Raw genomic sequence first — 19,780 nt, 5'->3', positions numbered from 1 at the left:
TCCGACACCGCTCGATATGGAGACCAGTCGATGACGACCGGACTGGCCCGCGTCACCATCAGCGCGCCCCAACGGCGGGTGGACGTCGCCCTGCCGGAGCAGGTTCCCCTGGCCGAGCTGCTGCCCGACGTGCTCCGGCACGCCGGCGAGGGACTGGCCGACGACGGTGAACGGCACGGCGGCTGGGTGCTCCGCCGCACCGACGGGGCGTTGCTGGCGACCGCGCAGGCGCTGCTGCCGCAGGGGGTCCGCGACGGCGAGGTGCTGCACCTGGTGCCGGCCCGCGCCCACTGGCCCGAACTGGAGTACGACGACGTCGTGGAGGCGATCGCCGACGGGGCCCGCCGCCGTGGCGGGGCCTGGTCACCGGCCGCCACCCGGGTCGCCGGTCTGGCCGGCGCCGCCGTGCCACTCGCCGTCGGGCTGCTCGCCCTGCTCGCCAGCGGTCCGACGGCGAGCGGTGGCTGGGTCGCGGCGGCGGTGGTGGCACTGCTGCTCACCGTCGCCGGCGCGGTCGCCAGCCGGGCCAACGGCGACGGCGCTGCCGGGGCGACGCTCGGCGGGTACGCCCTCCCGTACGCCTTCGTGGCCGGCGCCCTCGCGGTCGGCTCGGGTGATCCGGTCGGGCCGCTCGGGCCGGTGCGCTGGATCGGCGCGCCCGAACTGCTGGTCGGCTCGGTGGCGCTGCTGCTCGTGGCCCTGGTCGGGCTGCTCGGGGTGGCGAGCCGACAGCGGATCTTCGTGGCCGGCGGCACGGTCGGCCTGCTCGGCGCCGGGGCGGCGCTCGCCGCGCTGCCGCTGACCCCGGCCGGCACGGCGGCGGTGCTGCTGAGCGCGCTGGTCTTCGCCATCGGGGCGATCCCGCTGCTGGCCATCCGGCTCGGCAAGCTGCCGCTCCCGCCGATCACACTACCGGCCACCCCGCCCGCCGCCGACCCGGAACGGCCCGGGGACCTACCGGACTCCGGTCGGGTGCAGGCGGCGGTCACCCGTACCGAGGAGATGCTCACCGGGATGCTGCTCGGGCACGCCGTGCTGGCGGTCGGCGCCGCGGTCGTCCTCGGGCTCGCCGGGGGGACGGCCGGCCTGGTGCTGGTGGCGGTGGTCTCGGCCGTGCTGCTGCTGCGGTCGCGGCTCTTCGTGGCGCTCCGGCACCGGGTGCCGACGGTGCTCGCCGGGCTGGCCGGCTACGCCGTGCTGGGGGCGGTGCTGGCCGCCCGGGCCGACGACGCCGGTCGCCTGGCGCTGGTCCTCGGCGGGGCGGCGCTGGGCCTGCTGACCGTGACCGCGGGCACCGGCTACGCCCGGCGGCCGGTCTCGCCGTACCTCGGACGGGTGGCGGACCTGACCGACACGGCCCTGGTGGTCGCCGTGGTGCCGGTGGCCTGCGCGGTGCTCGACCTGTACGACCGGGCCCGAGGGCTGCTCGGGTGAGCAGCCCTCGGGCCCGGTCGGTGGTCGTACGTCAGTGGGTGGACTCGCCGCGCGCCTCGGCGTCGCGCGCCCGCTGGTAGGAGGCGCGGATCTCGGCCTCGGCCTCGGTGCGGCCGACCCAGGTCGCGCCCTCGACCGACTTGCCGGGCTCCAGGTCCTTGTACACCTCGAAGAAGTGCTGGATCTCCAGGCGGTCGAACTCGCCCAGGTGGTGGATGTCGCGCAGGTGCTCCTGGCGGGGGTCCTCGTAGGGCACGCAGAGGACCTTGTCGTCGCCGCCCTTCTCGTCGGTCATCCGGAACATGCCGATGGTCCGGCAGCGGATCAGGCAGCCCGGGAAGGTCGGCTCGGGGACCAGCACCAGCGCGTCCAGCGGGTCGCCGTCCTCACCGAGCGTGTCCTCGATGAAGCCGTAGTCGGCCGGGTACTGGGTGGACGTGAACAGGGTGCGGTCCAGCCGGATCCGGCCGGTTTTGTGGTCCACCTCGTACTTGTTTCGGTGACCTTTCGGGATCTCAACCGTCACGTCGAAATCCATCTGCACGCTCCCTCGTCTGCCCACGCTGGCTAACGGAACCACTGGCGGCCCTCCGGACAGGTGAATGCCCACCCGCCGACTCCGGCCGCCGCATAGTCTTCGGACCGAAGTAGTGTCACCCAAGCCGATTTTCGTTGGGGGAGGAGGGGGTCGTGGGGAGGGAAGATTCACACTACCGCCCGGACGGGGGCGTCGCGCGCGGTAACGGACGATCCGGCCCCGGTGGGGCGACCGGGCGGGTCCCGGTGCCCGACGCACACCTTCCCCGGACGCCGGAGGAGTCCGTCCCCGAGCGGCCACCGCCGCTGCCGTGGCATCCGTCCGGCGCGGCCCCGGCGGCCCCGAACAACGGTCGCTTCCCGGCCCTCGGCCCGGACCGCTCCGGGGGCGGCGCACAGCCCTCGGGTCGCGCGTCGGTCCACCCCGCCCCGAACGCCCCGAGCGGCCCGACCTGGGGCGGCCCGACGTCCGGTGCCGGGCCGACCGGCCACGATCGCAACGGCGTACCACCGCTGGGTCCGCCGATCTCCGCGCTGCCCTCGACGGCCGACGGTGAGCCGCCGGTGACACCACCGCCCCCGCCGCGCCGTCGCGGGCGACTGGTGACCGTGCTGGCCGTCGTGGTGCTGCTGGTGCTGGCCGGTGTGGGCGTCGTGGTGACCCGGCCCGGCCCGGTCGCGGGCTGGCTGGGCGAGGACGACGCGTCCGCCCCGACCGCCGCCGGTCCCAGCGCCGAACCCGACCCGTCGGACGTGTTGAACGGCCCCGACCCGAACGCTCCGCTGCCCGCCGCCGACGCGGTGCGGGCCGCACTCGACCCGCTGGTCGGCGTACCCGCCCTGGGTGACCGGGTGAACGTCTCGGTGGCCGACGTGACCACCGGCCAGACGCTGTACGCCAAGGGGGCGGACGACGGGACCGTGCCCGCCTCGGTGACCAAACTGGCGACCGCGGTGACCGTGCTGGCCGCCCGCGGCCCCGGATTCCGCATCCCGACCCGGGCGGTGGCCGGCACCAAGCCGGGCGAGGTGGTGATCATCGGCGGCGGTGACCCCACGCTCGCGGTGAACAAGAAGGGCTACTACCCCGACGCGGCACGCCTGGACGACCTGGCCGCGCAGGTGCGTACCGCTCTCGGCGGCACCGCCCCGACCAGCGTCACCGTCGACGGCACGGTCTACTCCGGCCCGCTGTACGGCCCCGGCTGGGACGACGACATCCCGACCGGCGGGTACGGCGGCGCGGTGACCGCGCTGATGACCGACGGCGCGCGCAAGGACCCGGGCGCCGAGCCCGGCGGGGCCGAGCGGGTCGCCGAGCCCGACCTGGCCGCCGGCCGGTCGTTCGCCCGGCTGCTCGGCGTGCCGACCAGCGCGGTCAAGCGGGGTACCGCACCAGCCCTGGCGACCGCCGCCGGTGGCACCCCGCCGGCGGGGACCGAGCTGGGCGTGGTGCAGTCGCCACCGCTGATCCGGCTGGTCGACATCATGATCAGCGAGAGCGACAACCTGCTGGCCGAGGCGCTGGCCCGTCAGGTGGCGCTGGCGCGCAACCAGAAGGCGTCGTTCGACGGGGCCGCCGCCGCGATGGACGCCGAGGTGGCGGCGCTGGGCCTGCCCGCCGAGGAGATCACCCTCTCGGACGGCAGTGGGCTGTCGCGCCGTAACCGGATCAGCCCGTCGCTGCTCACCGATCTGATCCGGCTGGCCGCGAGTCCGGACCATCCGGAGTTGGCCGGCGTCTTCGGCGGGCTGCCGGTGGGCGGCTGGTCCGGAACGCTGGGCGAGCGTTACCGGGGCGCGCCGGGGACCGCCGCCGGCGCCGGGGCCGTACGCGCGAAGACCGGCACCCTGACCGGCGTCCACGCCATCGCCGGCCTGGTCACCACGGCGGACGGCCGGCTGCTCACCTTCGCGGTGCTCACCGACAAGGTGCCCGGCGGGACGGACACCGCCCAACCGGCACTGGACCGCATCGCCTCCGCGCTGGCCGGGTGCGGCTGCCGCTGACCGTCCGCGCCGGTGGGTGCGACCGCCGCTGACCAGCGTCGGGGTGGCGTTCGGGTGGGCGCCCACGGCCGCGACCGGCGTCGATCGCCGACGCGAGCCCGGGCCGGGGTGTCCCGGCGCGGGTACGGTGGGTTCATGGCGCAGTTCGTGGACTGGGATCTGGCCGCCGCCACCGCGGGGGCCTTGAGCAAGTCGGGCCCCCGGGTGTCGTACGCCGAGGCCACCGACGTGGTCGGCGACCTGCGTCGGCTCACCGACGAGGCGGCCGGACACGTGGCCGACTACACCGGCCTGCGGGCGCAGGTGGCGCACCCGCCGGTGCGGGTCGTCGACCGGCGGGACTGGGCGGCCACCAACATCGCCGGACTGCGTGAGGTGATCACCCCACTGGTCAGCCGGCTCTCCGGCGACAAGCAGCCCGGCGCGCTCACCGAGGCTATCGGTTCGCGGCTGACCGGGGTGCAGGCCGGTACGGTGCTGGCCTACCTGTCCGGCCGGGTGCTCGGCCAGTACGAGGTCTTCTCCGCCGATCCCGGGCAACTGCTGCTGGTGGCGCCGAACATCGTCGAGGTGGAGCGCAAGCTCGAGGCCGACTCCCGGGACTTCCGGCTCTGGGTCTGCCTGCACGAGGTCACCCACCGCACCCAGTTCACCGCCGTGCCGTGGATGCGGGCCTACTTCCTCGGCGAGGTGCAGGCGTTCGTCGACGCGTCGTCCAGCGGCGGCGAACATCTCGTCGAGCGGCTGCGGCGCGGAGTCGCGACGCTGTCCGAGGCGGTCCGCGACCCGGACAGCCGGACGAGCGTGCTGGACATCGTGCAGACCCCGGCGCAGCGGGCCGTCCTGGACCGGCTCACCGCGCTGATGACCTTGCTGGAGGGGCACGCCGAGTTCGTGATGGACGGCGTCGGCCCGCAGGTGATCCCGAGCGTGGAGCGGATTCGGGCCTCGTTCAACCGCCGCCGCGAGGCGGGCAACCCGCTGGAGAAGGCGATCCGCCGGCTGCTCGGCGTGGACGTCAAGATGCGCCAGTACGCCGAGGGCCGCAAGTTCGTGCACGGGGTGGTCGAGCGGGTCGGCATGGACGGCTTCAACCAGATCTTCAGCTCGCCGCTCACCCTGCCCCGGCTGTCCGAGTTGGGCGACCCGGACGCCTGGGTGGCACGCGTGCACGGGCCGGCCGGCACCGTCCCGTCCGCCGGCTGACCGTCCGCCGGTGGCCGCGCTCGCCCCACCGGTGGCCGCGATCCGGGTGGCGGTCCGGCGCGCGCTGACGCACCTGCCGTCCGGTGGTCCGGTGCTGGTCGCCTGTTCCGGCGGGGCCGACTCGCTGGCCCTGGCGGCGGCGACCGTGTTCGTGGCGCCCCGGCTGGGTCGGCCCGCCGGCCTGGTGACCGTCGACCACGGCCTGCAGGACGGTTCGGCGGGCCGCGCCGAGGCGGTGGCCGACTGGGCCCGCAAGGCCGGGTTCGCGCCGGTCACGACGGTGCGGGTGGAGGTGGCCGGACGTCCCGGCGGGCCGGAGGCGGCGGCCCGCGAGGCCCGCTACGAGGCGTTGACCGAGGCCGCCCGGCAGCACGGGGCGGTCGCCGTGCTCACCGGCCACACCCGCGACGACCAGGCGGAGACGGTGCTGCTCGCGCTCGCCCGGGGCGCCGGCCCGCGCGGGCTGGCCGGGATGCCCGTCCGGCGGGAGTTGGCCGGGGTGCCGCTGCTGCGCCCGCTGCTGGAGATCGGCCGGGAGCAGACCCGTGCCGCCTGCGTCGTCCTGGGGCTCAGCCCGTGGCAGGACCCGCACAACACCGACCCGTCGTACGCCCGCTCGCGGGTGCGGGCCGACGTGCTGCCGGCGTTGGTACGGGCGCTCGGGCCGGGTGTGGTGGACAACCTGGCGCGTACCGCCCGGCTGGTGGCGGCGGACAACGCCGCTCTCGACGAGATCGCGGCGGCGGCGCTGGCGGCGGCCCGGCATCCCGCCGGTGGGCTCGCGGTGGCGGAGTTGGCCGGCCTGCCCGCCGCCGTACGTGGCCGGGTGCTGCACGCCTGGGCCCGGGAGTTGGGCGCGGTCGGGGGCGCGCTGTCGCACCGGCACGTCGCCGCGCTGGACGCCCTGGTCACCGACTGGCACGGTCAGGGGCCGACGGACCTGCCCGGGGGCATCCGGGTGCTCCGTCGCGACGACCGGCTGGCGGTCCTCAGCCCGCGCTGAGCGCTGCCACGCCGTCGGTTCGGTCCCGGAAGGTGGTCCGGTAGCTGTGCGGGGTGGCGCCGACCCGGCGGGTGAAGTGGTGGCGCAGCGCGGCGGCGTCGCCGAAACCGGCCTGGTCGGCGACGGCCTCCACGCTCAACGGCGTCTCCTCCAGCAGCCGCCGGGCGAGCAGGACCCGCTGGTTGGTGAGCCAGTCGTGCGGGGTGGTGCCGGTCTCGGCCCGGAACCGCCGGGCGAACGTCCGGGGGGCCATGCCGGCGCGGGCGGCCAACTCGTCCACCGTGATCGTCCGGTCCAGGTGCCCCATCAGCCACTCCAGCACCGGTTCCAGGGTGGGTGCCTCCGGGGCCTTCGGGATCGGTGCCTCGACGTACTGCGACTGGCCGCCGTCGCGGTGCGGGGGGACCACCATCCGCCGGGCGAGCCGGGTCGCGGTGGCCGAGCCGTGCACCTGGCGGACCAGGTGCAGGCAGGCGTCGATGCCGGCTGCGGTGCCGGCGCTGGTGAGCAGCCGACCGTCCTGGACGTACAGCGAGTTGCAGCGCACCCGGGCGCGGGGGTGCCGGCGTTGCAGCTCGTCGGTGTACCGCCAGTGGGTGGTGCACTCCCGGTCGTCGAGCAGCCCGGCCTCGCCGAGCAGGAAGGCTCCGGAGCAGACGCTGATCAGGTGGGCGCCGCGCGCGTCGGCGCGGCGCAGCGCGTCGAGTACACAGTCCGGCACGACGGTGCCCTGACCGTGCGCGGGAACGGCCACCAGGTCGGCCTCGTCGAGTGGGGTCAGGTCGGCGCTCGGGGTGAGGTGGAAGCCGGCCGAGGTGCGTACGACCGCGCCGTCGGGGCTGCACACGTCGAAGCGGTACGCGGGGAAGCCGTCGGCCGTCCGGTCGGTACCGAACACCTCGGCGAGCACCCCGAGCTCGAAGGGAGCGACCTGGTCCAGGGCGAGCACGGCAACCGATCGGAGCATGTGACGAGGGTAACCCGAGAGGTGGCAGTAAATCGATGCCCAGTGGCATCACTGCCACTGTCCGGGCGGCGCGAGTCGGCGCAGACTGGTCTCAGTCCGGTGCGCACCGGCGGCGAAACCGACAGCAATCATGCGAAAGCGAGCGCCGCCATGGAGTTCCTGTTCTTCCTCCTGTTCCTCGTCCTGCTCGTCGCCGCCTCGGCGGCCGGCCTCACCGCGGACAGCCACGACTCGGCCGACTGGAAGCCCAGCGAGGACGGCCGCCGCTGGCGGTCCCGTACCAGCTGATGCCTTTGATGCCCCTTTGCGGCAAAAATCCCGGGCGGGACCGTGCCGAAAGGTGCGGCCCCGCCGACGGAGGCCATCCGACGTACGGCAGGCTAGGAGTCATGGCTGACGGCTCCTGGTACGACGCCGACATCGACCACGTGATCATCTCCGAGGCGCAGATCCGCGAGAAGACAGCGGAACTGGCCAAGCAGGTCTCCGCCGACTACGCCCACGTGGGCGACGGACTGCTGCTGGTCTGCGTGCTCAAGGGCGCGGTGATGTTCATGGCGGACTTCGCCCGGGCTCTGGGTCGCAACGGCCCCCCGGCCGAACTCGACTTCATGGCCATCTCCTCGTACGGCCAGGGCACCACCTCCTCCGGGGTGGTCCGCATCCTCAAGGACCTGGACCGCGACATCGCCGGTCGGCACGTCGTGGTCGTCGAGGACATCGTCGACTCCGGGCTGACGCTCTCCTGGCTGCTGCGCTACCTGGAGTCCCGCTCGGCGGCGAGCGTCGAGGTGGTCGCGCTCTTCCGCAAGCCGGAGGCGGTCAAGGTGCCGGTGCCGGTGAAGTACGTCGGCTTCGACATCCCCACCGAGTTCGTGGTCGGCTACGGCCTCGACTTCGGCGAGCGCTACCGGGAACTGCCCTACGTCGGGGTGCTCAAGCCCGAGGTCTACGCCCGCTCCTGAACCGCCCGCCGGCCCGCCGCGGACCGTCGTGAGGGCGACTCGTATCGGCGTTCGTCAAGCCGACGTTCAGCGGGCTCTCAGCTGTTGCGGTTACGGTGGACCCCGGTGGCGTGGAGGCAACTCCGCGCCCGACCCCTCGACCGCGTGACCGGGCGTTCGGGTGGCCGGGCCGGACTCCCCGTCACGCCGGCACCTTCCCGGACCGATTCGACGGTGCACGACTGCGGGGCTCGCAAGCGCTCCTCGCGTACACCGCAGTCATTGTGTACGACTGCGGGGCTCGCAAGCTCACTCCTCGCGTACACGGTGTACCGTCGAATGACCGCGGCGCGGCAGTTTCGGCGCCTCGGGGTCGAAGCCGGCCCGCACGGCGGCTGCGGCCGCCGCTCACCGCGGCGACACCATCAGACGGTCAGGACGTCGATCAGGAGGATGCGGGCGCTCCGGCGCTCGACAACAGTATGGAACGTACGCGTTTCTTCCGCCGACCGGTGGTCTGGATCATCCTGGTCATCCTCGGCGCCGTTGTGCTCAGTCAGCTGTTCACCGCTGGTCCCAGCTACCACCGCGTGGACACTTCCGTTGCGCTCGACCAGCTCCACACCGCACAGATCAACAAGGTCATCTTCCAGGACAAGGAGCAGACGCTCCAGCTCGACCTGAAGAACAAGACCAAGTTCGGTGAGACCACCACCGACCGGATCGAGGCCCAGTTCCCGTACCAGGTGGGCGACGAGATCTGGAACGAGGTGCTGGCAGCCAAGGCGGCCAACCGGGTCACCGGCCCGGCCGACGCCAAGGTCTCCTCGGACAGCATCTGGGTGAGCCTGCTGGTCAACCTGCTGCCGATCGCGCTGCTCGTGCTCCTGCTGCTGTTCTTCATGTCGCAGATGCAGGGCGGCGGCTCCCGGGTGCTCAACTTCGGCAAGTCCAAGGCGAAGATGATCACCAAAGACACCCCGAAGACGACCTTCGCGGACGTCGCGGGTGCCGAGGAGGCCGTCGAGGAGCTGCACGAGATCAAGGACTTCCTGCAGAACCCCGCGAAGTACCAGGCGCTCGGTGCCAAGATCCCGAAGGGCGTGCTGCTGTTCGGCCCGCCCGGAACCGGTAAGACGCTGCTGGCCCGCGCGGTCGCCGGCGAGGCCGGGGTGCCCTTCTACTCCATCTCCGGCTCCGACTTCGTGGAGATGTTCGTGGGTGTCGGCGCGAGTCGGGTCCGCGACCTGTTCGAGCAGGCCAAGGCGAACGCCCCCGCGATCGTCTTCGTCGACGAGATCGACGCCGTCGGTCGGCACCGCGGCGCCGGCATGGGCGGCGGCCACGACGAGCGCGAGCAGACGCTCAACCAGCTGCTCGTCGAGATGGACGGCTTCGACACCAAGGGCGGCGTGATCCTGATCGCCGCCACCAACCGGCCGGACATCCTCGACCCGGCGCTGCTGCGCCCGGGCCGGTTCGACCGCCAGATCCCGGTGGACGCCCCCGACATGGAGGGCCGCAAGGCCATCCTGCGGGTGCACGCCAAGGGCAAGCCGTTCACCCCCGACGTCGACCTCGACTCGGTGGCCCGGCGTACCCCCGGCTTCAGCGGCGCCGACCTGGCCAACGTGATCAACGAGTCGGCCCTGCTCACCGCCCGCAAGGACCAGCGGGCGATCACCAACGACTCGCTGGAAGAGTCGATCGACCGGGTGATCGCCGGTCCGCAGCGCCGGACCCGGGTGATGAGCGACCAGGAAAAGAAGATCACCGCGTACCACGAGGGTGGGCACGCGCTGGTCGCCTGGGCGCTGCCGCACGCCGCGCCGGTGCACAAGGTGACGATCCTGTCCCGTGGTCGCTCGCTGGGCCACACCCTGGTGCTCCCCACCGAGGACAAGTACACCCAGACCCGCGCCGAAATGATCGACACCCTGGCGTACGCGCTGGGCGGCCGGGCCGCCGAGGAACTCGTCTTCCACGAGCCGACCACCGGCGCCGGCAACGACATCGAGAAGGCCACCCAGCTGGCCCGCGCGATGATCACCCAGTACGGCATGAGCTCCAAGCTCGGCGCGATCAAGTACGGCACCAGCGGGGACGAGCCGTTCCTCGGCCGCAACATGGGCCACGAGCGGGACTACTCGGACTCGGTGGCCGCCGAGATCGACGGCGAGATGCGGGCCCTGATCGAGCTGGCGCACGACGAGGCCTGGGAGATCCTGGTCGAGTACCGGGACGTTCTGGACAACATCGTGCTCGAGCTGATGGAGAAGGAGACCCTCTCCACGGCCGACATGGCGCGGATCTGCTCCCGGGTGGTCAAGCGCCCGCCGCTTGCCCCGTACAACGGCTTCGGCAAGCGCCAGCCGTCCACCGAGCCGCCCGTGCTCACCCCCGCGGAGAAGGACGCGCTCAAGGCGCAGGCCCAGGCCGACGGCGCGCAGGCGTCCGTCGGTGGCGGGTCGCCGTCCAGCAACAACTCGGACGGTACGCACTGAGCAACGACCCGACGGCCAGCTCCCCCCACCGGGAGCTGGCCGTTTCCGCGACCGAACCCGACGGCGACGACGAGCTCGACTACGTCGCCGCCCGGCTGATCAGCGGCAAGCTGACCGGCCGTCCCGTCGAGGACGCGGTCGACCTCGGCCGCATCGAACGAGCCGTCCGCGAGATCCTGATCGCGGTCGGCGAGGACCCGGACCGGGACGGCCTCCAGCAGACCCCGGCACGGGTCGCCCGCGCGTACGCCGAACTCTTCGCCGGTCTGCGCGTCGACCCGGGGCAGGTCCTCAGCACCACCTTCGAGGCCAACCACGAAGAGCTGGTGATCGTCCGGGACATCGACGTGATGAGCCTCTGCGAGCACCACCTGCTCCCCTTCCGGGGCAGCGCGCACATCGGCTACATCCCCGGCCCGGACGGGCGGATCACCGGCCTGTCCAAGCTGGCCCGCCTCGTCGAGGTGTTCGCCCGCCGTCCCCAGGTGCAGGAGCGGCTCACCTCGCAGGTCGCCGACCTGCTGATGAGCAAGCTGGCTCCGCGCGGCGTCGTGGTCGTGCTCGAATGCGAGCACATGTGCATGGCGATGCGCGGCATCCAGAAGTCCGGCGCCAAGACCATCACCTCGGCGGTGCGCGGCATCCTGCAGACGGACTCGAAGTCGCGGGCCGAGGCGATGGCCCTGATCCTGCCCCGCTGATCCGCCTCTCGGCCTGGCTGTGCCCGCCTCGGCGGGTCAGCCGGCCAGCAGTGCCAGCAGCAGGCCGGCCGTGACCAGCACCGCCGGCACCAGGCAGATCAGCACCCCGAAGCGCACCGTGCGGTCCACCTGATCGTCGGGGCCGGACCGGAACACACGGCCGACACCCACCCAGCCGACCACGAAGGCGGCCGCCGGCATCGGCAGCCCGCCGACCAGGGCCGTCACGCTTGCCGGACCCGACCCGGTCGTCAGGTACACGATGACCTGGATCAGCGGTACCAGCAGTGCCAGCGGCCCGTACACCAGGAGGTTGCGGGCCCGCGCGGACCAGGAGGTCGGTCGGAGGCCGCGGCGCGCGGCCAGCGCCGCGTCCGCCGCCTCGGCCCGACCCCGCGCGGTCCGCAGCGCCGCCAGCACGGCGGCCGGGCCGCCGGCCATCGACCGGGTGGCCTCCGTCAGCTCCGGCGGCGACGGCACCAGCGAAATCGCCGGTACGCCCCGCTCCCGCAACCGCTCCTGCTGGTTCGCCAAGCGGGCGCGTACCAGCGTCAGTTCCTCCCGGGCGGCTTCCGCCGAGCGGGCCTGTTCGCCGGCGGCGGTCGCCGCGCTGCGACGGACCGCATCGAGCTGACGGGCCGCCGCCAGGTACTCGGCCCACGCGTCGACAGGCGCCGCGTCGGCGTCCGGACCGGCGGTCCGCTGCGGGCCCGGCCCGGTCACCGCCGCCGTCACCTCGACACCTTCGGTACGCATCGCCGGCTCACCCCGCATCGCCCGCGCGCCCCGTCTCGCCCGCGTGCCCTGTGTCGTCCGCGTGCCCTGTGTCGTCCGCGTGCCCTGTGTCGTCCGCGTGCCCTGTGTCGTCCGCGTGTCTTGTCTCGTCCGCGAAGGGCACCAGGACCGTGCCCCGCTCGTCGGGACCGTCCCACAGCGCCGCCCGGTCCGGGTGCGCCCGCCACTGGACCGGCCGGCCGAACACGGCGGTGAGCTGCGTGGCCGGCACGTCCAGCGCCACCACGGCGGCCAGCTTGTCGACCTCGCCGTCCGGCTCCAGCAGCGCGGCGAAGGGCGGCACCGCCCGCCACCACCCCAGCAGGTGCCGGCCCGCCGGTGGCCCGTCCCGCAGCAACGCCCGCAGCCGATCCGCCGGCAGATCCCGGGGCCCGGGCCGATCCAACCCGAAGACCACCAGGTACGTCGGCAACTCGTCGTCGGCATCCGCCAACAGCGTCGGCAGGTCCACCAGCCGGGCCGGATGACGGGCGGCCAGCTCGGCCGCCAACGCCTCCGCGAGCGGGCTAGCCCCCAGGTCGGGCGCGGCCACCAGGAAACGGGCGGTGCCCGGGACGTGGTGGGCCGCGGTGCTCCGGGCCGCCGTCGCCAGCAGACCAGCCGCCGCCGCACCCGACCCCAGCACCGCGAGGTTGCGTCCGGGCGCGGGCCCCATCGGGACAGCGACCGTCGTACGGGCCACGTCCACCGCACGGCCGAGCAGAGCCGCCGGGCCACGAGCCTGCCCCGCCAGGGCCGCCCGGTGCCGCGGATCGTTGCCCAGCAGCGGACGGGCGTACCCGGCGAACACCACCGGCGGGAGCGCGTCGGCCGGTCGGGCCGCCCACAGCTCGTGTCGCAGCCGCTCGACCACCTCCGGATCGTCGAGCGGATCGGGGTGGCGGATCAAGCGCTCGTGACCACGGATCGCACCCCGTGGACCGCCCAAACCGCCGGCGGTGTTCACCACCGCGCTGCCCACCGGCAGGCCGGCCGCCGAATCGTTCGTCGGTTCCAAGACCGGGCCACCACCCGGCAACGCCACCCGCACCGGGAACTGCCCGAGCACCGAATCCCGGGGTCTTGTATCGGTGGGGGCGCCCAACCCCAACTCGCCCGCACCGGCCAGCACCAGGTGCACGCCGTACGCCCGACCGGCGCGGGCCAACCCGTCCACCTGCGCGGCCAACTCGACGGCCAGCCGATCCCGCTCGGCGAAGAGCAGCGGCACATTGTCCACCACACAGACGATGCGCGGCAGCGGACGATGCTGGCGCAGCTCCGCGAAGCGCTGCCCACCGGCCCGCTCCGCCGCCTCCGCGCGGCGCTGCACCTCGGCCGTCAACTGGTCGAACAGGTCCCGGACGTACTCCCGGTCGGCCGCCATGGCAGCCGCCCGCACCTGCGGTACCCAGGAACGGTCCCGCTCGGTCTGCAGAAACTCCACGAACGACTCGCCGTCGCCCAGGTCCGCCAGGTAGAGCGCCAGGTCGTCCGGCCCGTACCGGGCGACCAGTCCCAACAGGGCGGTGGTCAGGAACGCGGCACGGCCCGCGCCGGACCGGCCGCTCACCAGCCAGTGCGGCGTCAGCTCGGTGAAACCCAACGGCACCGGCCGCCCCCCCGCGTCACCCACCATCGTGGTGAGGCTGTCCGAGGAATCCCCGGTCCACCGACCGTCACCGGTCCCCGGCAGCAGATCCGCCAACGCCAACCGGGAGCCCGCCTCCACCTGGGCCGCGAGTCGCCGACAGACCCCGTCGACGAGGTCCGCCGGTGGATCCGTCTCCACGAAGACCGGGGAGTTCATCCCACCCGGCGCCGTGGCCCCGGGGCTCGCGAACGATGCCCCCGGTGGATCGCCGAGCAGCGCGTACGCGTTGCGCAACACCAGCGAGGTGGCCCTCGGCAGCGGGGCGCGGGGCGCGTACGGGCCGGGCGGCGGCCACCCGGCCACCACCAGGTGCAGCCCCGCCGCCGGCCCCTGCTCGGCCAGCGCCTCGATCCGCGTCAGGTCGGTCGGACCCGTCAACTCCGGCAGCGCGGCGACCACCAGCAGCAGCGTCCGGTCGTGACGACGGCGTCCGCTCGCTCCCGGAGTCACCCACTGCTCCGCCTCCGTCAGCACCGCGCGCAGACCCGCCACGTCCACCGCCGGCGGAGGCAGCAGCCCGGCATCGGCCAGCGCGCCGAACGGCGTCAGCACGGCACCCGTGGCATCCACCGCGCGGACCAGCAGCGCGCCCGCGGGCGCCGCCCCCAGCAGCCGTAGCACCACGGCCCGCAACAGGCCCGCCACCCGAGGCTCCCGCCCGTCGGCGTCCACGCTCAGATGCCCGGTACCGACCAGCGGTACCAGAGCGGGGAAGCGGGCGTCGTCCAACGGTGCCGCCGTGCCGACCCGTACGAAGGGTGGTGGACCGTCACCCGCCGGAGACTCCACGCCGAGTGCATCCAGGGCGGCCCCCGACCAGCCCGGGGCCAGCCGCGCGGCAACAACCCGAAGTCGCTCGGCCAACTCGTACTGCCGGCGTTGATCAGCAGGGGCTGGTCGCACCTCGTCGAGGATCCCGGCGGCAGCGGTGACGACAGCGGCAGCCCGGCGGTGCAGCGCGGCGGCGCGGTTGGTGCGCTTCGGACCGGCCACCGTGTCCACCCCCTCACCCGAGGTCGGCAACCCCTCCCCGAACAGTGACGGTATCCCAGCCACAGCCCCACCTCCGGGAGGTACCGCGGCGGTGCGCCGGTGTTGTCGCGGATGTCACCGGTGGGGAGGGGTCCGTCACGATCCGCTGGATCTGAGGCATTGGCTCCGAGCCGTCCAGCCGTTAACGTCAGGAGGTGGAATCAGTGCAGCCCCCCGCCGGTTCCCAGGTCTCCCGCGTACCGGCCCAACGGACTCCGTCCGAACAGCTGCCGCCGGCCCCGCCAACGCCGGCTCCACAGCCACGACGCCGTCGCCTGCGCACCGTGCTCATCGTTGTCGGGGGCGTGCTCGCCCTGCTGCTGGTCGGCGGGGTGGCGACGGGCTTGGTGCTGTACAACCGCGCCGCCGCCCCGGACCGCAGCGCCCCCGACGTGGTCGTCGTCAACTATCTGCAGGCAGCGCTTGTGTCTCGCGATCCCAACAGGGCCAAGCTCTTTACCTGCGATGGGTCGGTCCCGGCGCTGGACGAGTTCAACGCGCAAGCAGTCCGTCGTGAACAAGAACTAGGCGTTTCGTTCTCAATCAATATTGAGGGCGTTAGCGTAACCAAGATCAATTCGAGTACTGCCTCGGTCGTCGCTGTAATCCGCCGTAGCGCATCGGTCGATGGAATCCAACAGAGTCTGGCCGACGCCTGGCAATTCGATGTCCAGGACAGGGGTGGTTGGCGTGTGTGCACCGGCACGAAGGTCCGCTAGATGTCACTCGATCCACAGCAGATGGACGGGTACCTCCAGCGTGGTGGGTGACTGACCGCGCCAAGCCCAGCGGTACCACTCCACCTCGGGCGTGATCCGCACGCAGATGTCGCCCTCGGCCCCCGAGTAGGTCTCGGTCACCGCCCGTAGGTCCCGATGCTCGCGTCCGTCCTCGACGTGCACCACCCGGCGTCCGGTGACCGCGTCCGCTTCGAACACCGGGGTGGGGGTGCGGTGGGAGGGGCCGTCCAGCGAGACCAACCGGATGCCGGTGTCGCGTGCGCCCTTCGTCGTGGGCCGATCACCAACCGTCTCCACCCACACCCGCTCCACCGGCACCAGCGGCGCGAACACCTCGACCTGGTCGGCCTCGGCCCGGTACCACTCGTGCTCGGGGATGACCGGCACGTAGGTTCGGGCACCCTGCACCACCCGGTCGTCCGCGCGTAGGTCTCCCCGCCAGCCGAGCCCAGGCAGACCCACGAGCACCCGCTGCCCGCGCAGTTCGACGCGCCCGGTGGCGGGCACGATGGTCAGGGGGCGGGGTGGTCGGGGCGCCCAGTCGGGCTGGTCGGCGAACGGGTCCGGCAGCGGTCCGGTCATGCCAGTGAGGGCCTCACTCCGCGGCGCGCAGCGGAGCACCCCGCTCGCGCATGAAGGGGATCGGGTTGGTCGCGCCCCGGCTGGACCGGTCGCCGCGCAGGTGCACCTCGAAGTGCAGGTGCGGTCCCGAGGAATTGCCGCTGCTGCCGACCTGCCCGATCACCTCGCCGGCCGGGACGATCTGGTCCGGCGAGACCCGGGGCTGAACCACCATGTGGCAGTAGCGGGTGATGTATCCACCGGCGTGCAGGATGTCGACGAACCAGCCGCAGCCGCCCTTGCCCGGATAGCCGTCCACGTCGCAGCTCCGGCGTCCCTTGTGGTCCGGGTCGCAGCGGGCAACAAGCACTCGGCCAGCGGCCGCAGCGCGGATCTCGGTGCCCTTCGCCGCCCCGATGTCGACACCGTTGTGGCTGGGCCGATCGGCGGTCCGGAAGCCGGAGCCGACGTCGCCGGAAATCGGCGCCGTCCAGCCGGAGGCGGCGATCTGGCCGCGCTCGGCCGCGTCGCACACCGCCTTGCCATTGATCTGAACGGTGCGGGCCGCACCACCAGCGAGGGCGTCCACGATCGTGCTGGCCAACTCCTCGTGCTTGGCATACGCGTCCGGATAGGCGCTGACCTGGACCTGCTGCGCCACGACGGTCAGCGGTCGGTGCTGCCAGCTGCGAACCTTCACGAGCTTCTCGTAGAACTTCCGGGCGGTGTACGCGGGTGTCATCCGCTCGGCGATCGAGCCCCACCCCGGACGCTGCTGGAAGAGGCCCAACGAGTCGTGGTCGGCGCCGACGCCCTCGTGTGGCAGGGACAGCGACTCGGGTACACCACTGTTGGCCAGGTTGCGCAGGGCGGACTCCTGCATCGCCGTGGCGAGGGCGATCACCCAACCACGCGAGGGGACACCCATGTCCTGACCGACCTTGATGATGATCGCCGCGTTGCGTACCTGCGCGTCGCCGTACTCGCTGAACCGGGGCAGTTCGCCGGTGATGTCGACGGGACGTACCGGCCCGCAGCCCCAGCCGGCCAGGGTGTCCCCGTTCTCCGCGTCGCCCCCGAGACCGCTGAGGAAGAACGCCGCGGTCCCTCCGGTGCAGCAGAGCAGGAGCAAAATCCCGGTGACCACCGAAGCGATCACACCGGCGCGGATCGGCCGACGCAGGGCGCGGCCGGTTCGGCCGGCGGTCACTGTCGCTCCCAATCGACCACGTCGACCAGCCAACTCTTGTCCGCCATCACCAGCTCCAACCGGAGACGACCGGTGTCGAGCGGTAGCAGCACCTCGACGAAGGTCTCGGTGCGCGACCGCACCGTCGGCGGCCCAGTCAGTTTCTCCGCCGGCACCCCGCCCGGCTCGGCGCCGGCCAACTTCTCGGTCAGCGCCGGTGTCGACATCGGCCGCAGACCGGCCTGCCACTGTTCGGCCGTCATGCCGGGCCCGCCGAGCCAGGCCGAGGCGAACCGGTCCGCGACCTGCTCCGGTGTGCGGGCTCCGCGCGGAGTGACCGGCGACGGTGGGGCTTCGGTGGCGACGACGCCGTCGTCACCGGCCGTCGGGTCGACGGTGGTGATCGGCCGGTTCGGCCGGTTGCTCAACCCGTCCGCCGGGGCGGTCCCACCGGCCGCCAGGCGGGCCGCTCCGATCACCCCGAGGATGAGGACCGCGATCACCGCGGCCACCCCCAGCCGGGACCGTAGCGCCCGGCTGAAAAGGAACTCCAATGCCCGTCGCATCGCTGTCACCGAGCCTCGGAACGCACCCGCGGTCCGGTGCGGTCCGGCGCACGCTCGGTGGAGCCCGGCCGGTAGACCACGAACGACGGGTTCTCCGCCGGGACATCCGGTTCGGTCCAGGTCGCCGGCTGGCGGCGACGGGGCTGCGGCGGCACGGGACGATCCCGGCCACCGGTGTCTGTGGTCGGCGCCTCGTCGGCGCGTTCCTGACCATCCGGCCGGGCGTCGTCGGCGCGTCGGCTGCCCGCCGGGTTGGGCGTCGGCGTCGGGGCCGGGTCTTCCCGGCGCGCCTCCGGACGCAGCCGGGTCTGTTCGGCGTCCGGTGACCGGCGACGCCCGCCCACCGGTTCCACCGTGCCGCCGGGCTCCACGATGTCGAGTCGCGCCGCTACGCGCATGTCCCGGAAGAACCGGCGGTGCCAGGAGCCGGCCGAGCTGACGGCCTCGCTGCTGTCCTTACCGCCGAGCTGGGTGATCCGCCGGTACGGCCGTAGCAGTAGCCAACCGACCACGCCGCACAGCCACACCAGCACCACCTGGAGCCATCCGGGGAGGGTGGGGGTACTCATGATCAGGTCGACCGCGAACAGGTAGATGGCGGCCCCGGTGCCGAAGATGGCGATGTTGAAGATCGCGGCGACGACGGCGTTCGCCAGCCGTCGCAGTCCGGCGCTCGCCGGTCGGAGCAGCCCGACGGTGCCCAGGATGGGCGCCGCGATCACCGCCCACCTGAAGATGAGGAAGCCCAGCAGGACCAGCAGCGACGCCGTCAGGTCGAACATGGCGAACAGCACCGAGGCCAGCACCGCGATGAACCCCGCCCCGACCCGGTCCATGTCCCGGACACCCTGGAGGTACTCGTACGCCTCCGGGTCCTCGGTCTGGATCTGCTGTGCCACCCGCGCCCACTGCTGCTGCTTCGCCTTGATCGTCGCCTCCCGGGTGGCCGGGTTGGCGCGCATTGACTGGGCTTCGCCCCATGTGAGAGATCGCGCGTCGTACAGCGCCGGCCCGTACTTGCGGGCCGTCTCGCTGTCGGCCGATCCGAGGACGCCCCGGACCCAGTTTCGATAGAGCATGGTCTCAGTAGCGGTGTCGCTCGCACGGACGGCCGGAGTGCGCAGGTCCTTGCAGCGGTCGGGATCAATGCATCGCCCGGGGTCTGGTTCCTTCGCCTGGGGGCCTACCGCGTCGTGAACCACTCCGAGGCTGGTGACGAGCGCGCCGTCGGCAATGTTCGCCGACTTGACCGGCCAGGCGGCCAGCGCCGTGACCGCGACCATCACGAGGAGGGCCCAGCCCGCGGTGGTCATCGCGTTGCTCATGTCCGACTGACGGGAACGCCAGAGCAGGTAGAGCCCCACCACGCACAGCGTGACGATCCCGAAGACGCTGAACACCTTCTCGTAGACGGCCTTCGTCGCCTTCTCTACCAGCGGGTCCGCCCAACCCCACATCGAGCCCGGGTCCCAGGCACGTTCCCTGAGAGCGTTCGATGCACCGATGATCGCGGTGGCAGCCATGAACTCGCCGTTGGCGATCGTCGTGGTGAACTTGTAGTCCGGGTGCAGCACGCTCGATGCGCAGCCGCCGTCGATGTCGTAAGTGTTGTAGCTGTAGCCCGCGTATCCATAGAGGCTGTACCGACCGGCTATGCCGTTCGCCGCCTCAGCCGGTGGTGCCGCGGCGAACCAGCCGGCGAGGCCGGAGTCGGGGGTGCCCGGGGTCGGCGCGTTGCGGCACTTGACCTCGTCCTCACTGACCTCCTGGAGCTTCCCTACGCAGGCCCGGAAGTCGGCCTGCCATTCGGCGGTGGTGCAGAGATCGGCCCGGGCCTGGGTGACGGGTGGGGCGGCTGCGGCCGCTTCCGCGCCGAGCAGCGGCCAACTGAGGGTGGCCATCGCCAGGACGCCGAGCACGAGCAGGAACGACGCGATCCGAACCCGGGCCCCAGCCAT

17 protein-coding genes are annotated in these 19,780 nt (G+C 72.9%); 9 read left to right on the top strand and 8 right to left on the bottom strand.

Going from position 1 to position 19,780, the window contains the following annotated elements; genetic code table 11:
- The first annotated feature begins 30 nt into the window (after positions 1-30).
- Positions 31-1,434: a type VII secretion integral membrane protein EccD gene (gene eccD / locus ACN263_RS28425; protein WP_422737297.1), complete on the top strand. Its 1,404-nt coding sequence runs from the start codon at positions 31-33 to the stop codon at positions 1,432-1,434.
- Positions 1,435-1,465: 31 nt separating this feature from the next.
- Here eccD and ACN263_RS28420 read toward each other — a convergent pair whose 3' ends face one another.
- The gene (locus tag ACN263_RS28420) at positions 1,466-1,972 is read right to left on the bottom strand and encodes an inorganic diphosphatase (protein WP_355052506.1); all 507 of its coding nucleotides are present in this window, start codon (positions 1,970-1,972) and stop codon (positions 1,466-1,468) included.
- A gap of 563 nt (positions 1,973-2,535) precedes the next feature.
- Here ACN263_RS28420 and dacB point away from each other — a divergent pair.
- The 3 genes from dacB to tilS all read left to right on the top strand — a co-directional run bounded on the left by dacB (position 2,536) and on the right by tilS (position 6,190).
- Positions 2,536-3,981, top strand: coding sequence for a D-alanyl-D-alanine carboxypeptidase/D-alanyl-D-alanine endopeptidase (gene dacB / locus ACN263_RS28415; RefSeq protein ID WP_422740851.1), 1,446 nt, complete (start codon positions 2,536-2,538; stop codon positions 3,979-3,981).
- A gap of 135 nt (positions 3,982-4,116) precedes the next feature.
- Entirely contained in the window at positions 4,117-5,187 is a 1,071-nt protein-coding gene (locus tag ACN263_RS28410; RefSeq protein WP_422737296.1) for a zinc-dependent metalloprotease, read from the top strand.
- A gap of 10 nt (positions 5,188-5,197) precedes the next feature.
- Complete coding sequence (gene tilS, locus ACN263_RS28405) at positions 5,198-6,190, top strand: tRNA lysidine(34) synthetase TilS (protein ID WP_422737295.1); 993 nt, start codon at positions 5,198-5,200, stop codon at positions 6,188-6,190.
- On the opposite strand, the gene ACN263_RS28400 is transcribed toward tilS, so the two are convergent.
- On the bottom strand, positions 6,177-7,157 hold the full coding sequence (locus ACN263_RS28400) for a GlxA family transcriptional regulator (RefSeq protein ID WP_422737294.1): 981 nt from the start codon (positions 7,155-7,157) through the stop codon (positions 6,177-6,179). The genes tilS and ACN263_RS28400 overlap by 14 nt on opposite strands.
- Before the next feature lie 150 nt (positions 7,158-7,307).
- Here ACN263_RS28400 and ACN263_RS28395 point away from each other — a divergent pair, with 150 nt between their 5' ends.
- From ACN263_RS28395 to folE, 4 genes are all read left to right on the top strand, one after another.
- Positions 7,308-7,445 (top strand): hypothetical protein, encoded by a 138-nt coding sequence (locus ACN263_RS28395; protein WP_422737293.1) that lies wholly within the window; start codon positions 7,308-7,310, stop codon positions 7,443-7,445.
- A 101-nt stretch (positions 7,446-7,546) separates the two neighbouring features.
- Positions 7,547-8,122, top strand: coding sequence for a hypoxanthine phosphoribosyltransferase (gene hpt, locus ACN263_RS28390; RefSeq protein WP_421473568.1), 576 nt, complete (start codon positions 7,547-7,549; stop codon positions 8,120-8,122).
- Positions 8,123-8,583: 461 nt separating this feature from the next.
- Positions 8,584-10,605 (top strand): ATP-dependent zinc metalloprotease FtsH, encoded by a 2,022-nt coding sequence (ftsH, locus tag ACN263_RS28385; RefSeq protein ID WP_422737292.1) that lies wholly within the window; start codon positions 8,584-8,586, stop codon positions 10,603-10,605.
- A 35-nt stretch (positions 10,606-10,640) separates the two neighbouring features.
- The gene (folE, locus tag ACN263_RS28380) at positions 10,641-11,306 is read left to right on the top strand and encodes a GTP cyclohydrolase I FolE (protein ID WP_422740850.1); all 666 of its coding nucleotides are present in this window, start codon (positions 10,641-10,643) and stop codon (positions 11,304-11,306) included.
- Between the two features lie 36 nt (positions 11,307-11,342).
- Here the strand turns inward: folE and ACN263_RS28375 are convergent, their stop codons facing one another.
- Positions 11,343-12,062: a hypothetical protein gene (locus ACN263_RS28375; protein WP_422737291.1), complete on the bottom strand. Its 720-nt coding sequence runs from the start codon at positions 12,060-12,062 to the stop codon at positions 11,343-11,345.
- A 7-nt stretch (positions 12,063-12,069) separates the two neighbouring features.
- On the bottom strand, positions 12,070-14,736 hold the full coding sequence (locus tag ACN263_RS28370) for an FtsK/SpoIIIE domain-containing protein (RefSeq protein ID WP_422740849.1): 2,667 nt from the start codon (positions 14,734-14,736) through the stop codon (positions 12,070-12,072).
- A 314-nt stretch (positions 14,737-15,050) separates the two neighbouring features.
- Here ACN263_RS28370 and ACN263_RS28365 point away from each other — a divergent pair, with 314 nt between their 5' ends.
- A complete protein-coding gene (locus ACN263_RS28365; protein ID WP_422737290.1) occupies positions 15,051-15,485 on the top strand; it encodes a hypothetical protein in 435 nt (144 codons plus the stop codon).
- 3 nt (positions 15,486-15,488) lie between these two features.
- On the opposite strand, the gene ACN263_RS28360 is transcribed toward ACN263_RS28365, so the two are convergent.
- From ACN263_RS28360 to ACN263_RS28345, 4 genes are read right to left on the bottom strand one after another with little or no spacing between them, the layout of a single operon-like run.
- The gene (locus tag ACN263_RS28360) at positions 15,489-16,088 is read right to left on the bottom strand and encodes a hypothetical protein (protein WP_422737289.1); all 600 of its coding nucleotides are present in this window, start codon (positions 16,086-16,088) and stop codon (positions 15,489-15,491) included.
- Between the two features lie 13 nt (positions 16,089-16,101).
- On the bottom strand, positions 16,102-17,277 hold the full coding sequence (locus ACN263_RS28355; RefSeq protein ID WP_422737288.1) for a M23 family metallopeptidase: 1,176 nt from the start codon (positions 17,275-17,277) through the stop codon (positions 16,102-16,104).
- A complete protein-coding gene (locus ACN263_RS28350) occupies positions 17,274-17,831 on the bottom strand; it encodes a hypothetical protein (RefSeq protein WP_422737287.1) in 558 nt (185 codons plus the stop codon). The genes ACN263_RS28355 and ACN263_RS28350 overlap by 4 nt, the downstream gene beginning before the upstream one ends.
- Positions 17,828-19,780 carry an MFS transporter gene (locus ACN263_RS28345; protein ID WP_422737286.1) on the bottom strand — a complete coding sequence of 651 codons (1,953 nt, stop codon included), beginning with the start codon at positions 19,778-19,780 and terminating at the stop codon, positions 17,828-17,830. Before ACN263_RS28345 ends, ACN263_RS28350 begins: the two co-directional genes overlap by 4 nt.

This window comes from Micromonospora sp. WMMD729, assembly GCF_049315225.1.
Taxonomy (GTDB): Bacteria; Actinomycetota; Actinomycetes; order Mycobacteriales; family Micromonosporaceae; genus Micromonospora.
This window is presented reverse-complemented; position numbering and strand designations above follow the sequence as displayed.